General features: G+C 66.7%; 17 protein-coding genes. 14 read left to right on the top strand and 3 right to left on the bottom strand.

Annotated elements, in window-relative coordinates; all coding sequences use genetic code 11:
• Window positions 1–438 (bottom strand): MarR family winged helix-turn-helix transcriptional regulator, encoded by a 438-nt coding sequence (locus O5O53_RS10960; RefSeq protein ID WP_269511974.1) that lies wholly within the window; start codon window positions 436–438, stop codon window positions 1–3.
• A gap of 55 nt (window positions 439–493) precedes the next feature.
• Entirely contained in the window at window positions 494–790 is a 297-nt protein-coding gene (locus O5O53_RS10955) for a rhodanese-like domain-containing protein (RefSeq protein ID WP_181889094.1), read from the bottom strand.
• 19 nt (window positions 791–809) lie between these two features.
• Between O5O53_RS10955 and O5O53_RS10950 the strand changes: the two genes are divergently transcribed.
• The 4 genes from O5O53_RS10950 (at window position 810) to O5O53_RS10935 (ending at window position 4,590) form a co-directional block, all read left to right on the top strand.
• Complete coding sequence (locus O5O53_RS10950) at window positions 810–1,511, top strand: hypothetical protein (protein WP_269511973.1); 702 nt, start codon at window positions 810–812, stop codon at window positions 1,509–1,511.
• Between the two features lie 156 nt (window positions 1,512–1,667).
• The gene (locus O5O53_RS10945; RefSeq protein ID WP_269511972.1) at window positions 1,668–2,540 is read left to right on the top strand and encodes a hypothetical protein; all 873 of its coding nucleotides are present in this window, start codon (window positions 1,668–1,670) and stop codon (window positions 2,538–2,540) included.
• A 244-nt stretch (window positions 2,541–2,784) separates the two neighbouring features.
• Window positions 2,785–3,612, top strand: coding sequence for a hypothetical protein (locus O5O53_RS10940; protein ID WP_269511970.1), 828 nt, complete (start codon window positions 2,785–2,787; stop codon window positions 3,610–3,612).
• Window positions 3,613–3,657: 45 nt separating this feature from the next.
• Window positions 3,658–4,590, top strand: coding sequence for a zinc metalloprotease (locus tag O5O53_RS10935; RefSeq protein WP_269511969.1), 933 nt, complete (start codon window positions 3,658–3,660; stop codon window positions 4,588–4,590).
• A 65-nt stretch (window positions 4,591–4,655) separates the two neighbouring features.
• Here O5O53_RS10935 and O5O53_RS10930 read toward each other — a convergent pair whose 3' ends face one another.
• Window positions 4,656–5,189 (bottom strand): inorganic diphosphatase, encoded by a 534-nt coding sequence (locus tag O5O53_RS10930; RefSeq protein ID WP_269511968.1) that lies wholly within the window; start codon window positions 5,187–5,189, stop codon window positions 4,656–4,658.
• A 61-nt stretch (window positions 5,190–5,250) separates the two neighbouring features.
• Between O5O53_RS10930 and dacB the strand changes: the two genes are divergently transcribed.
• The 10 genes from dacB to O5O53_RS10880 all read left to right on the top strand — a co-directional run bounded on the left by dacB (window position 5,251) and on the right by O5O53_RS10880 (window position 13,577).
• On the top strand, window positions 5,251–6,504 hold the full coding sequence (dacB, locus tag O5O53_RS10925) for a D-alanyl-D-alanine carboxypeptidase/D-alanyl-D-alanine endopeptidase (protein ID WP_269511967.1): 1,254 nt from the start codon (window positions 5,251–5,253) through the stop codon (window positions 6,502–6,504).
• Window positions 6,504–7,412 (top strand): tRNA lysidine(34) synthetase TilS, encoded by a 909-nt coding sequence (tilS, locus tag O5O53_RS10920; RefSeq protein WP_269511965.1) that lies wholly within the window; start codon window positions 6,504–6,506, stop codon window positions 7,410–7,412. Before dacB ends, tilS begins: the two co-directional genes overlap by 1 nt.
• Window positions 7,413–7,653: 241 nt before the next feature.
• Window positions 7,654–7,818 (top strand): hypothetical protein, encoded by a 165-nt coding sequence (locus O5O53_RS10915; RefSeq protein ID WP_269511963.1) that lies wholly within the window; start codon window positions 7,654–7,656, stop codon window positions 7,816–7,818.
• A 131-nt stretch (window positions 7,819–7,949) separates the two neighbouring features.
• A complete protein-coding gene (gene hpt / locus O5O53_RS10910; protein WP_239306353.1) occupies window positions 7,950–8,549 on the top strand; it encodes a hypoxanthine phosphoribosyltransferase in 600 nt (199 codons plus the stop codon).
• 11 nt (window positions 8,550–8,560) lie between these two features.
• Window positions 8,561–10,873 (top strand): ATP-dependent zinc metalloprotease FtsH, encoded by a 2,313-nt coding sequence (ftsH, locus tag O5O53_RS10905; protein WP_269511962.1) that lies wholly within the window; start codon window positions 8,561–8,563, stop codon window positions 10,871–10,873.
• Window positions 10,866–11,441 carry a GTP cyclohydrolase I FolE gene (folE, locus tag O5O53_RS10900; protein WP_269511961.1) on the top strand — a complete coding sequence of 192 codons (576 nt, stop codon included), beginning with the start codon at window positions 10,866–10,868 and terminating at the stop codon, window positions 11,439–11,441. Before ftsH ends, folE begins: the two co-directional genes overlap by 8 nt.
• Window positions 11,442–11,444: 3 nt before the next feature.
• Entirely contained in the window at window positions 11,445–12,287 is an 843-nt protein-coding gene (folP, locus tag O5O53_RS10895) for a dihydropteroate synthase (protein WP_269511960.1), read from the top strand.
• Window positions 12,280–12,651 carry a dihydroneopterin aldolase gene (gene folB / locus O5O53_RS10890; protein WP_269511959.1) on the top strand — a complete coding sequence of 124 codons (372 nt, stop codon included), beginning with the start codon at window positions 12,280–12,282 and terminating at the stop codon, window positions 12,649–12,651. Before folP ends, folB begins: the two co-directional genes overlap by 8 nt.
• A 3-nt stretch (window positions 12,652–12,654) precedes the next feature.
• Window positions 12,655–13,113 carry a 2-amino-4-hydroxy-6-hydroxymethyldihydropteridine diphosphokinase gene (folK, locus tag O5O53_RS10885; RefSeq protein WP_269511957.1) on the top strand — a complete coding sequence of 153 codons (459 nt, stop codon included), beginning with the start codon at window positions 12,655–12,657 and terminating at the stop codon, window positions 13,111–13,113.
• Window positions 13,110–13,577, top strand: coding sequence for a DUF3180 domain-containing protein (locus O5O53_RS10880; protein WP_269511956.1), 468 nt, complete (start codon window positions 13,110–13,112; stop codon window positions 13,575–13,577). Before folK ends, O5O53_RS10880 begins: the two co-directional genes overlap by 4 nt.
• Window positions 13,578–13,585 lie beyond the last annotated feature (8 nt).

Below are 13,585 nucleotides of genomic sequence, written 5' to 3'. Positions count from 1 at the left end.
CTAGTCGTCGCCGTCCAGTGCCTGGGAGAGCTTGCGCAGGCTCTTCAGCTGCTTGTTGGAAGACGCCTCCAGCGCGCGGTCCTCCGCCTCAGCCACGTCCGCGGCAAGTTTCGCCAGCACCTTGGTGCCTTTCTTGGTGGCGGCGACGATCTGGCGGCGTCGGTCCTTCGGGTCGCGCTCGCGGGTGACCCAGTTGTTGTTCTCCAGGTTGTCGATGAGGCGGACCATGTCGGACGCGTCGATGGTGAGCAGCTCCGACAGCTGGCGCTGGCTCATCGGCTCCCCGTCCACGCACATGAGGATCCAGTACTCGCGCATGGTGGAGTCGTGCTTGGCCAGGGTGCGCTCGACCTCGTCTTTGGTGTGCCTGCGCACGCGTTCAACCTGGAAGTGGGGGGACTTGGCCAGTGCGGACGGCAGTTCGGGGAGCGTGGGCATGGCCTTCATCATAACTATGTTTAGGCGCCCAACAATTGGGAACGCCTAAGACTGCCTAATTCTGGTGTGGCAGGCCCTGCTCCACCCAGGCAGTGGTGCCGCCGGCGACGTTGATGACGTTGTCCCAGCCGCGGGCCTGCTCCAAGTATTCGCCGGCTTGCGCGCTGCGGCCGCCAGACTTGCAGATCAGGTAAATGTCGCGCTCCGGGTCGATCTCGTCGGTGCGTGCGACGAACTCGGACAGTGGGATGTTCACGGCGCCCTCCGCGCGGACGGCGGCGTACTCGTCGGGCTCGCGCACGTCGATAAGCTGCGCGCCTGCGGGGACTTTATCTACGGAAACTTCCTTCATGGCTCGTATGATAACTGCCGTGAAGTACCACGTCCGCCGCATCGTCGCACTGCTGATTCTGTTCCTTCTGGTGCGCGCAGGTTTCAAGGCACTGCTTCACGACGAACCTTCGGACCCCCCAGCGGCAGAGCCAACGCAGGAGACGTCGGTGTCGGCGGAGCCTCGTCGGCAAGCTGCTGCCTCGATTCCGCAGGGGCGCCCGGTGGAGATGGTGGTGCCGGTGCTGGGGCTGCGCGCCGGGTTCGAGCAGGCGGATTGCCGCGTGGTGGGCGGCAAGATCGACCCGAAAAGCATGGATAAGGCGTGCGCGCTGACGGGGGAGAGCTACCCGTACGAGCTGCCGGGCACGGACGCCGGCGACATTGTGGTCGTGGCGGGGCATACCGGCGCGGGCGTGGACGCGGTGTTTAACAAGCTTTACGACGGCAAAGCCGAACGCCACACCGTAGCCACGGGCGACACGCTGTTCCTGCGCACGGAAACCTCGGGCGACGACTGGCTGAAGTACACCGCGACCGACCTGCACGACCCGGACAAGGGCGCGCTGGCGGGCAACGCGGAGATCTGGGGGACGGGGCCGATGCCGGGGCGGCTGCTGACCATTTCCTGCATCCAGCCGGCGAACCTGCTGGCGGACAGCGTGCGCAACGCCGTGGTGGGGTGGCAGCTGGCCGGAACGACGACCGATGACGAGGTTGAGACGGCCTTCGAGCCGCGGTAGTCAAGATTTTTGCGTCTCTTTTGCGAGGTTTGACCTGCGGTTTTACAGGTGTTGTCCAAAAAGTCTGAAGGTTTAGTTGAGACTTGTGTGAAACGTGTTTACTGTTGTGGCGTAACCTTCGACCTGAGGTTTAGACTTTCCCGATAGGAGCCCCCAATGAAGCGCACCATCCGCACGCTGGCCGCAGCCGCAATGGCCGGCGCGATCGCAATTTCCGTGACCCCCGCCGCCGACGCCCAGACCACCATCGACCCGACCGAGGTTGCCACCAAGATCATCGAGGGTCGTTTCCCGGCCGTCATTGTTGCTCCGAACGGCACCTACTATGAGCTGGTCAACGGCGAATACAAGGAGGCCGCAACCACCCCGGCCGGCGCTGAGAACGCCGCGGAGGTTTCCCTGGCTGACAACGGTGACATCGTCGCCACCCTTGCGGACGGCTCCGGTGAGACGATCGTGCTGGGGAAGGCCAAGCCGGCCGCTGAGTCCACCACCACCACTCCCCAGGCCCCGGCGCCGAAGGCGACCGGCGAGGCTGCCGCTACTGCAACCTCCACCTCCACCGCGACCACCCTTACGGTGCCGGCGGGTACGGACACCACCGTCTCCGCAACTGTGGATGCAAACCTGGGCGGCGCCGGCGCTGGCGCGGGCAGCTCCAACGGTGCAGCTGGCGAGGCCAACGCCGAGCTGTCCCCGGGTGCGATCGCGGGCATCGCTGCTGCTGCGATCGGCATCCCGATCGTCATCGCTGGCGTGACCTACTTCCTCAACCAGGACGGCGAGACCCTGGTCGGCTCCTCAGAGCGCGTGAACCAGCAGCCGACCCCGGAGGAGAAGGAGAAGTCCGATCAGCTCCGCGCTGAGCACGCCGACGAGATCGCCGCGCAGCAGGTCGCTGCCGCCGCGAACCGTGGCGTCGAGGCTGAGACTGGCTCCAACACGCTCGTGCGCACCCTGTTCGCGCTGGTGATCGCTTCCGTGCTTGGTGCAGCCGCGTTCGTGGCTGGCCGCCGCTTCCTGGTCTAGGCCGACACCCTCTTCGCTTGAGGTCTGGTTACTTTCGCGTAACCAGACCTCAAGCGTTTTGCGTACCTAAAACCCCTGGTCGCGCCCGCCGCTGAGGTCTGGTTTCTTGCTGAGGTCTGGTTTGTCCCAAGCGGGAAGCAAACAGTTGTTACTGGAGTGAAAAATGGGGGCAAAGTGTGTAAACTCTCAACCAACGCTTGAGGTTTGACCCCTCGAGCTTCCCCGAACTTCCTAGGAGTCCGTCATGAACCGCACCACCCGCGCCGCCGCTGTCGCAACTGCTGCCGCCGCAGCTCTGCTCGCTGTGCCGGTCGCCGCAACCGCGCAGGATCTGCCGGCCGAGACCGCCGACGCACGCGGCGAGCAGTACTTCCTCAACGAGGAGGGCTCCCACTACGTGCGCACGCTCCAGGAGGCGGCGCAGCCGTACGCGCAGCTGGACAGCGGCCAGCAGGAACGCGCGGTCGCGGTCGCGGATGCCGCGGTCGCAGGCCTGATCGGCTCCGGCGTGATTCGGGACCAGCCCGCCGACCAGCCGACGGGCGAGCCGGTGCCGACGGATCCGGAAACCGCCGAAACGCCCGCTGAAACGTCCGCCGAAGCACCGGCACCGTCCCCGGAAAACGCGCCGGAGGAGCCGCTCGGCGCCGAGGATGTGGACCCCGCCGACGACAATCCCGTCGCCCACGGCCTGGTGAAGTTCCCGCCGGTGCTCACGCTGGACGGCAAGACGTTCTTCCTGAACAAGGACGGCCACACCTTCGTCGCCGATGTCGCCCGCGTCAACGCGGACGTCACCCCGGAGGAGGCTGCGGACTCCGAGGCGATGATCCAGGCCAACGCTGGCGAGATCGGTCGCCAGGGGCTTGAGGCGGCGCGTGCTGCGGGCGAGGCTGTCGAGGCCGTCGAGGCTGCCACGCAAAATCAGATCGCATCCCCGTACGCCGCACCCGCCCGCGGCCTGGAGGCAGAGACCGGCTCCAACACCGTCGCCCGCGCGCTGTTTGCGCTGGCGCTGGCAAGCGCCCTGGGCGCAGGCTTCTTCGCGTTCGCCCGCCGCCGCCTGATCTAGCCGTGCAGATTTGCGCCAGCTTGGAGAATGGTGTTCTCTAAGTTGGTGAATTATAGACATCTGCTCGCATCCTGCTGTGCCGCCGCCGTCGCGGCAGGCACCATTGCCACCCCGGCCCACGCCGCCGTCGACCCGGTCGGCCGTGAGTGCCGCGCCGCCACCGCAGCGGCGAACATGGGCCAGCCGATCCCGAACATCGGCAACTACCTGCTCAACAGCAGCGAAAATGCCATCGACAACGGCGTGCTTCGCATCTTCGCGCCGGCGAAGTACAAGCCGTACATCACCCAGGCCACGGACCAGTGGGTCAGCGCTACCGACGGCCTGATGCGCTTCGAGTACGTGGACCAGCCCGGCTACAAGGTGGTCACCGTGCGCGAGGCCAACCTGGGCGGCTACGTCGTCGGCCGCGTGCAGGGCAACGTGAACAACATGGAGCTTTTGCTCAACCCGGACATTTTGCGCAACGGCTACTACGAGAGCCTGGTCATGACCATCGCGCACGAGCTCGGCCACGCCATGGGCCTGGCGCACTCCTGCGACGGCGCGCTGATGAAGGACGGCACCAACCGCGGCAAGGTGGCCAAGACACCGCAGCCGCTGGATACGCAGGTGCTCATCCAGGCGAACAACTTGCGGGCAGCTCGCCTATCGACGACTACCGCTACCCCCACCCCAGAACCCACCCCGCCGAACAACGGCAACGTCTACGAGTGGGTCGGCGAACGCAACTCCACGGTCGTCGAGGTCGCACCGACCCCGATCCGGACAACGGTGGCGTGGGAGCCGAAGACGCAGCCCACGACTAGCGAAACGCCCACCGAGCGACGCACGACCGTCATCGAAACCACGGTCGCGCCGGAGCCCACCCCCGAGCAGCCGAAGCGTGTCTCGCCGCTTGCGATCATCCTGCCGGTGGCCGCGGCCGCGATCTCCGCGATCGGCCTCGGTCTCGCGTTCATGCGCAGCTGGTTCTAGCAGCGCAAAACAAAAGCCGGGCCGACGCGAGAATGCGGGCCCGGCTTTAGCCGTCGATAAGCAAGTTAGTTGACGGTCTTGGCGTCCTTGTCCGCCTCGAGGCCCTCGCGGGAGTTGTCGCCGACGCGCTTGAACTCGTAGAGCGCGGCCTGCAGGATCTTCTCCGCCTCAGCCTTGTCGCCCCAGCCGGAACCGGAGACTTCCTTGTTCGGCTCGAGGTCCTTGTAGTGCACGAAGAAGTGCTCGATCTCGTCCTTGACAAAGTCGGAGACGTCGGAGATGTCCTGGTAGGACTCGTAGCGCACGTCGTCGATGACGCAGAGCAGCTTGTCGTCGCCGCCGGCCTCGTCGGTCATCTTGAACACGCCGATCGGGCGCGCGATCACGGTGACACCCGGGAAGACGGGCTCCGGGGTGATCACAAGGGCGTCGAGCGGGTCGCCGTCGTCGGCCAGGGTGTTGTCGATGAAGCCGTAGTCCGCCGGGTACGCCATCGGGGTGAACAGGTAGCGGTCGAGGAAGACGCGACCGGTCTCGTGGTCGACCTCGTACTTGTTGCGGGAACCCTTGGGGATCTCGATGATGACCTCGATAGCCATTACTTCTCCTTTGCTTGGTGAATGTCCGCCCGCCATCATACTTCGGCTACCATTTTGGCCGATGAAGGTATGGACTTGGGTCGCAGGCGCCGTCGCGCTCGCTGCGGTCGGCGGTGTCGCAGGCTTCGGCATCGCGGCGCACGAGCAGCTCTCCGAGATCACGCACGCGCCCCCGTACCAGCTGCAGTCGGCCCCGTCCGCGTTGGAGCCCGCGCTGCCCTCGCCTATCGACGACGCTTCGCTGCGAACGAACCTGGCAACACTCGCCGACAACCCTGACCTGGGCGTGTTCCACGGCCACGTCACGCAGGCAGGCAGCGGGGATACGGTGTTCGACCGCGCCTCCGACGAGGCACTGAAGCCGGCGAGTGTGACGAAGGTGCTCACCGCGTCGGCGGCGCTGCTGAGCCTGGGCGCACAGGACCGCATCACCACCGAGGTGGTGCGCGGCGCGAACCCGGGGGAAGTGGTGATCAAGGCGGCAGGCGACGTGTGGCTGAACAGTGAAGCCCTGGATGAGCTCGCGGCGCAGGTGGGTGAGGCCGACACGGTGCTCATCGACACCTCTGTCTGGGATGGCATGCCGGAGCTCATGCCGGGCTGGGACCCGCTGGACATCGACGGCGGGTTCGTCGCACCACTGCAGCCCGCGATGCTGTCCGGCGGGCGGTTAAACGGCGAGACCTCCGGCGACGTGCCCCGCTCCCACACCCCGGCGCTCGAGGTGGCGCAGGCGCTGGCGAACCGCGTCGGCGCGCAGAACGTCGGCGAAGGTCACGGCGACGGCGAGGTCGTCGCCGCGGTGGAGTCGCCGACGCTTGTGGAGCGGCTCGAGCTGATGATGAAAAACTCCGACAACGTCTACGCCGAGGCCATCGGGCGCGAGGTGGCGCTGGCGCGCGGCACCACCGACGCGCCGGGCGCGACCCAGAGCGTGCTGGAGGAGCGCGGCTTCAACACCGCCGGGCTCGTCCTGCACGACAACTCCGGGCTGTCCGCGGACGACCTCATCGCACCGAAGCTTCTGGACGCCCTGCTGTACGACGCCACCGCCCAACCCGCGCTGCGCCCCCTGCTGTCCGCGCTGCCCGTGGCCGCAGGCGAGGGCACACTCCTGGACCGCTACAGCGACCTCGCTGGCCGCGGCTGGGTGCGCGCGAAAACGGGCACACTCGACGGCACCGCGTCGCTGGCCGGCACCGTGACCAGTGTGAACGGCAACGTCTACACGTTCGCGCTGATCTGCAACGACGCCGACGTCCTCGCCGCGCGCCGCGCCATGGACGAGTTCACCTCTGCACTGCGCGAGTTCTGATGGACCCATTCTGGCCGCGCCGCTCGCCGCACTTCCTTGCCTGCCGACGAGCACTCCGCCCCTTCGACGCCCCCGCCATCATCGGCCTGTCCGGCGGGCCCGACTCGCTCGCCTTGGCCGCCGCGGCAGCGGCAGAGAAGAAGGACGTGCGCTGCGTGGTGGTGGACCACGGGCTCCAGGACGGTTCGGCGGAGGTGGCTAGGCGGGCAGCGGTCGTTGCTCGGGGTTTCGGCCTCGCCGCCGAAGTTGTCCGCGTCGAGGTTGGCGAGGGCAACCTAGAGGCGGCCGCGCGCAGCGCCAGGTACGAGGCGCTGCTGGCGTACGGGAGTGATGTCTGGGTCGGCCACACAGTCGATGACCAGGCGGAAACGCTCCTACTCGGCGCGCTGCGCGGCAACCCGTCCGGGATGGCGCCGCGCGTTGGGCGCATCGTCCGGCCGTTTCTGGGTATCCGCCGCGCGGATACCGTCGGGGCCTGCGAGGAGCTGGGCCTCGATCCCTGGCACGACCCGATGAACGCCGACCCGGCCTTCCGCCGCGTGGCCATGCGCAACCAGGTGTTGCCCCAGCTCAGCGAGCTTCTCGGCGGTGACGCCGTCCCCGCGCTCGCGGCAACCGCCGACCGGATCGCGGCGGACCAGGCCCTGATCGCGTCGCTGACCGACCTCGCGCCGACGACCTCGTGTGCGGAGTTGAAGGCGGATGCGGGGCCGGTCCGGAGGCGTCGATTAGCAGCATGGCTTCTGGGGGAAGGCGTGCCGTTGCAAGGGGACCAGCTCGACGCGGTGGAAGCCTTGGTCGTCGATTGGCATGGGCAAGGGCCCGTGGCTGTCGCGGGCGGGCGCGCGGTGGTGCGCGAGGGTGGACAGCTGGATATTTTGGGGGAAATCCACAGTGGAGATAAGTAAAGAGGGGCTCTGCCACTGAGCTACACCACCAAGGTGGGCCGGGAATCGAACCCGAGTCTCCCTCTTTCGTGGAAATCTTGGTCGTGAACCAACGGAGTCTCTCTCGGAATTCCTGCTCGCGATCATCGCATGTTATTACGAAGTTTGCAATAGCTGGTCGGCTCCCGGGGCAAAGTGAAAATTGATCATTGTGGATTAACCCCGCCGTGTATATGGTCTGCTTGCATACAGGAGGTGCTGCATGAACAAGGTGGCAACGCAGGTCTTTGATTCGGGAAATAGCGATGCGGTTCGCCGTCTCCGGGAATTTCAAGCTGCGCGTGGCATCGAAGGCGGCATCCTTGAAGACTGCGATGGGCTCTTCGATGACGCGGTGCTAAGCCGCGACGAGGCCGAGCTGAACTGATTGGAAAGTCTCGGCTGACCCGAACCCCGCAGATGGTTGTACCTACCGCCTGGCAGGTGGCAAGATGTGGAAGTTACGCGCACGTAAACGCAAACTGAAGCGCGAAAACCGCGAGAGGGAAGGGCCAGCCCATGACCGAGTTGCACGACAAGAAGGACTTCAACGTCCCAGCGAACCGCTACGGCGATGACGTCGAGGCGATCCTGATCCCGGAAGACGTGCTCCAGGAGCGCATCCAGGAGCTGGCGGACATGGTCTCGGAGAAGTACCGCGACTCGGAAGAAGACCTGATTTTGGTCTGCGTGCTCAAGGGCGCGGTGTTCTTCCTCACCGACTTCGCGCGCAAGCTGTCCATCCCGGCGGAGATGGAATTCATGGCCGTGTCCTCGTACGGCAACTCCACCACCAGCTCCGGCGTGGTGCGCATCTTGAAGGACCTGGACAAGGAGATCGCCGGCCGCGACGTGCTCGTGGTGGAAGACATCATCGACTCCGGCCTGACCCTGTCCTGGCTACTGCGCAATCTGCGTAACCGGAACCCGAAGAGCCTCGAAGTCGTTACTCTTCTGCGCAAGCCCGATGTGCAGACGGCGAAGATTGATCTGCTGGACATCGGCTTCGACATTCCCAACGAGTTCGTCATCGGCTACGGCCTGGATTACGCCGAGCGTTACAGGGACCTGCCGTATGTGGGCACGCTGCACCCGCGCGTGTACTCAGACGCTGACTAGAACAAAGGTTTATGAGCAAAAATAACAAGGTTTTGCGGTGGGGCATCATCGGCGCCATCGCGCTGATCGTCCTCTACCTGCTCACGCTGATCGGGGACGATTCCCGCGCCTACCAGCGCGTGGACACGTCTGTTGCCATCGAGCAGCTGCAGAACCACAACGCTGAAGAAGTGCAGATCGACGACCGCGAGCAGCGCGTGCGCATCGACCTTCGCGAGCCGATCACCGTGGACGAACGCGAGGGCGTCGAGGCAATCTCCGCGCAGTACCCGGCTCGCACCACCCCGGAGATTTTCGGGGCGGTGCGCGAATCCGGCGCGGACAAGTACGAGACGAACGTGACGCAGGAATCCTTCCTGATGTCCATGCTCGGCTTCATGCTGCCGATGGTCCTGGTGTTCGGGCTGATCTTCTACTTCATGTACCGCATGCAGGCGGGCGGCGGCGGGCCATTCGGCATCGGCGGCTCGAAGGCGAAGCAGCTGACCAAGGACAACCCGACCAACACCTTCGCGGACGTCGCCGGCGCCGACGAGGCGGTGGACGAGCTGCACGAGGTGGTGGACTTCCTCACCGACCCGACCGTGTACGAGGAACTCGGCGCGAAGATCCCGCGCGGCGTGCTGCTCTACGGCCCGCCCGGCACCGGTAAGACGCTGCTCGCCCGCGCCGTCGCCGGCGAGGCTGGCGTGCCGTTCTACACCATCTCCGGCTCCGACTTCGTGGAAATGTTCGTCGGCGTGGGCGCCTCCCGCGTACGCGACCTGTTCAAGCAGGCGCGCGAGAACAGCCCGTGCATCATCTTCGTCGACGAGATCGACGCGGTGGGCCGCCAACGTGGCTCCGGCATGGGCGGAGGTCACGACGAGCGCGAGCAGACCCTGAACCAGCTGCTGGTGGAGATGGACGGTTTCTCCGGCCGCGAGGGCGTGATCCTCATCGCGGCGACGAACCGCCCGGACATCCTGGACCCGGCACTGCTGCGCCCCGGCCGCTTCGACCGCCAGATCCCGGTGACCAACCCGGACCTGGCCGGCCGCGCGCAGATTCTCAAGGTGCACGCCAAGAACAAGCCGCTTGCAGACGACGTCTCGCTCGACGCTTTGGCCAAGCGCACCGCCGGCATGTCAGGCGCGGATTTGGCCAACGTGCTCAACGAGGCCGCGCTGCTGACCGCCCGCATCGGCGGCAACGTCATTACCGCGGACGCTCTGGAGGAGGCCACGGACCGCGTCATCGGCGGCCCGCGCCGCTCCAGCAAGGTCATCTCCGAGCACGAGAAGAAGGTCACCGCCTACCACGAAGGCGGCCACACGCTCGCCGCCTGGGCGCTGAAAGACATTGAGCGCGTGTACAAGGTGACTATCCTCGCCCGCGGCCGCACCGGCGGCTTCGCCATGACCGCCGACGAGGACGACAAGGGCATGTACACCCGCGACGAGCTGTTCGCCCGCATGGTCTTTGCCATGGGCGGCCGCTCCGCCGAGGAGCTGGTCTTCGGCGCGCCGACCACTGGCGCGTCGAACGACATCGAGCAGGCGACCAAGATCGCGCGTGCGATGGTCACCGAGTACGGCATGACCTCCGCGCTCGGCGCGGTGAAGTACGGCCAGGAGCAGGGCGATCCCTTCTCCGGCCGCGGCTCCGGAGGCTCGCTCGAGTACTCGCCGGCGGTTGCCGCGAAGATCGACGAGGAGATGCAGTTGCTTCTCGACGAAGCGCACAAGGTCGCCTACGCCACCCTCGAGCGCTACCGCGACGAGCTGGACACCCTGGCCTCGAAGCTCCTAGAGAAGGAGACGCTGCGCCGCGGCGATTTGGAGGCCATCTTCGACACCGTCGAGCCGACCCGCCCGGCCCTGCCCGCCCACGACGCGCGCTTCGGGCGCCAGTCTGACCGCGAGCCGGTGAAGACCCCGGTGGAGCTTGCCAAGGAGCGCGGCGAGGAGCCGCCGAAGCGCTTCTCCATCCTGGAGGCGTCCAAGGCCACCCGCGAGCGTCGCCGCAAGGAACGCGAGGCGGAGCAGAACCCCGCGCCGAAGAAGGGCTCGACCCGCTGGCAGCAGCCAAAACACAAGGAGCCGCAGTACGGCGGCCCGAAGCCGCCGGAAGGCTGGACCTACAAGGGAGCGCCGAAGGAACAGCACCCGGGCACCCGCAACTACCCTGCGGAAAACACAGAACAGATCGGCTTCCGCCTGCCGGAAAACGAGCGGCCGGACCACGCTTCCCGCGGCCCGGAGCCGGAGACGACGCCGGATGCGGAGACCACCCAGCTGCCGCGCGAGGAGCGCGCGCCGAAGCACAGGAGGGACGATGACTAACCCGAAGTTCGACCGCGAGCGCGCTGAGGCTGCGGTGCGCGAGCTGCTCATCGCGGTCGGGGAGGACCCGGAGCGCGAGGGTCTGGTGGAAACCCCGGCCCGCGTCGCGCGCGCCTACGAGGAGGTCTTCGCGGGCCTGCGCGAGGACCCGAAGGTGCACCTGGAGAAGTCGTTCTCCGAGAACCACCGCGAGCTGGTGCTGGTGCGCGACATCCCGATCTACTCCACCTGTGAGCACCACCTAGTGCCGTTCTACGGCGTGGCGCACATCGGCTACATCCCGGGCGCGGAGGGCAAGGTCACCGGCCTGTCCAAGCTGGCGCGGGTGGCGGACATGTACGCGAAGCGACCGCAGGTGCAGGAGCGGTTGACGCAGCAGATCGCGGACGCGATCGTCGAAAAGCTTCATGCTTCTGCGGTTATCGTGGTCATCGAGTGCGAGCACCTGTGCATGGCCATGCGCGGGATCCGCAAGCCGGGCGCGACCACCACCACCTCGGCGGTGCGCGGCGGCTTCCAGAACAACGCGGCCTCGCGCGCGGAAGTGCTGAGCCTGATTAGGGGATAGAAGATGACTACCGTTGCCGATCTGACCGTGCCGGGGCGCACGAGCGTGATGGGCATTGTCAACGTCACGGAGGATTCGTTTTCCGACGGCGGCAAGTGGCTCGCCGCCGACGACGCCATCGCGCACGCCCACGAGCTGGTGCGCCTGGGCGCTGACATTATCGACGTCGGCGCGGAATCCACCCGCCCTGGCGCCACCCGCGTCCCCGCCGAGGTGGAAGCGGAGCGCGTCCGGCCCGTGATCCGCGCGCTGCACGCGGACGGGATCCGCACCTCCGTCGACACCATGCGCGCCGCGACCGCGCTGGCCGCGGCCGAGGAGGGCGTGGATTTGATCAACGACGTCTCCGGCGGCCTCGCGGACGAAAACATGTACCGCGTGATGGCGGAAACGAAACTCCCGGTGTGCCTGATGCACTGGCGCGCGGACGCCTTCGTCAACGCCTCCGGCGCGGCGGACCACGGCGGGGACGTGGTGGGGGATGTGCACGAGGTGCTGGCGGAGCTCGTCGAGAAGGCAACCGCCGCCGGCGTGGACGAAAGCCAGATCACCCTGGACCCGGGCCTGGGCTTTGCCAAGACGGCCGCGGACAACTGGGCGCTGCTGAACTCGCTGCCGGAGTTCATCGCCAGCGGGTTCCCCATCCTCGTCGGCGCGTCGCGCAAGCGCTTCCTCATGGAAATCCGCCAACAGCGCGGCCTGGAGCATTCGCCTATCGACGCCGATCCCGCCACCGCAGCAGTCACCGCACTTGCAGCCCAGGCCGGAGCCTGGTGCGTGCGGGTGCACGAGGTGGCGGTCTCGCGCGACGCCGTTGACGTGGCGGAAAGGTGGAAAAATGGCTGACCGGATTGAGTTGAAAGGCCTGCAGTTCCACGCCAACCACGGCGTCCTCGAGCACGAAACCGAGTTCGGGCAGGCGTTTTCGCTGGACATCACCTGCTGGCTAGATTTCGCGGGCGCGGCGCGCGACGACGACCTCACGCAAACCGTCAACTACGCCGAGCTGGCGGACGCGGCTTTAAAGATCGCCACCGGCACCCCGCGCCAGCTGATTGAAACGGTGGTGGTGGAGATCGCCGAAACCGCCATGCGCAACTACGACGCACTGCACGCCGTGGAGGTCACCCTGCACAAGCCGCACGCGCCGATCCCGGCCGTGTTCGACGACGTCGCGGTGGTCGCCCGCCGCTCCCGAAAGCGGATGTAGCCAATGCGTGCCGTGCTGTCCTCCGGGTCCAACATGGGCGACGCGCGCGCCCACCTGCAAACGGTGGCCGACGAGTTCGCCGGCGACACCCTCGCCGCGAGCTCCATCTACGCCACCGCGCCGTGGGGCAAAACCGACCAGCCGGACTTTCTCAACCAGTCCCTCCTGGTGGACGTGGACGACACCCCGCACGAACTTCTGGCCCGCTGCCAGGAGCTGGAGCAGCGCGCGCACCGGGTCCGCGAGGAGCGGTGGGGTCCGCGCACGTTGGACGTGGACATCATCTGGATCGAGGGTTACACCTCGGACGACCCTGAGCTGACCGTGCCGCACCCGCGCGCGCACCTGCGCCAGTTCGTGCTCGAGCCCTGGCTCGAGGTGGATCCGGGTGCGGAGCTTAACGGAGCGTCGATAAGCGAGCTGCTCGAAAACCTCGAAGACCAGGGGGTGCGAAAGCTATGAAGCGCACGCCGTACGAGGGGTTGATCGCGGTCGCCGGGTTCTGCGCTGCTGCTGCGGTGATCTTGGTGCGCAGGTTCTACAACCTGCTGGAGTCCTTGAGCATGGTGGTGCCGCTGTCGCTGTGGGTGATGGCCGTGATCGCCGCGTGGCTCGCGCTCGTGGTGCGCAAGCGACGCAAGGAGGGCAAGGTCGGGCTCGACCGCAGCCAGCTCAACCCCATGCAGGCGGCGAACTTCATGGTCTTCGGCAAGGCGAGCGCCTGGGCCGGTGCGGTGTTCGGCGGGCTCTACGGCGGCACGCTGAGCTACGTGGTGACCAAACTCGGCGTGCTTGAGGCAGCGCCTGGCGACGTCCCGCCGCTGGTCGCCGGCACCCTGGGCGGACTAGCCCTGTGCGCGGCCGGAATTTGGCTGGAGAAAAACTGCGAGGTGTCGCCGCCCAACGAGGGCCAAGGCGTTAGCTAGAGTGTTGG

The organism is Corynebacterium faecium (assembly GCF_027257105.1).
In the GTDB taxonomy this organism is placed as follows: Bacteria; Actinomycetota; Actinomycetes; order Mycobacteriales; family Mycobacteriaceae; genus Corynebacterium; species Corynebacterium lehmanniae.
The sequence above is the reverse complement of the archived record's forward strand: the minus strand, read 5'-3'. Positions and strand labels throughout refer to the sequence as shown.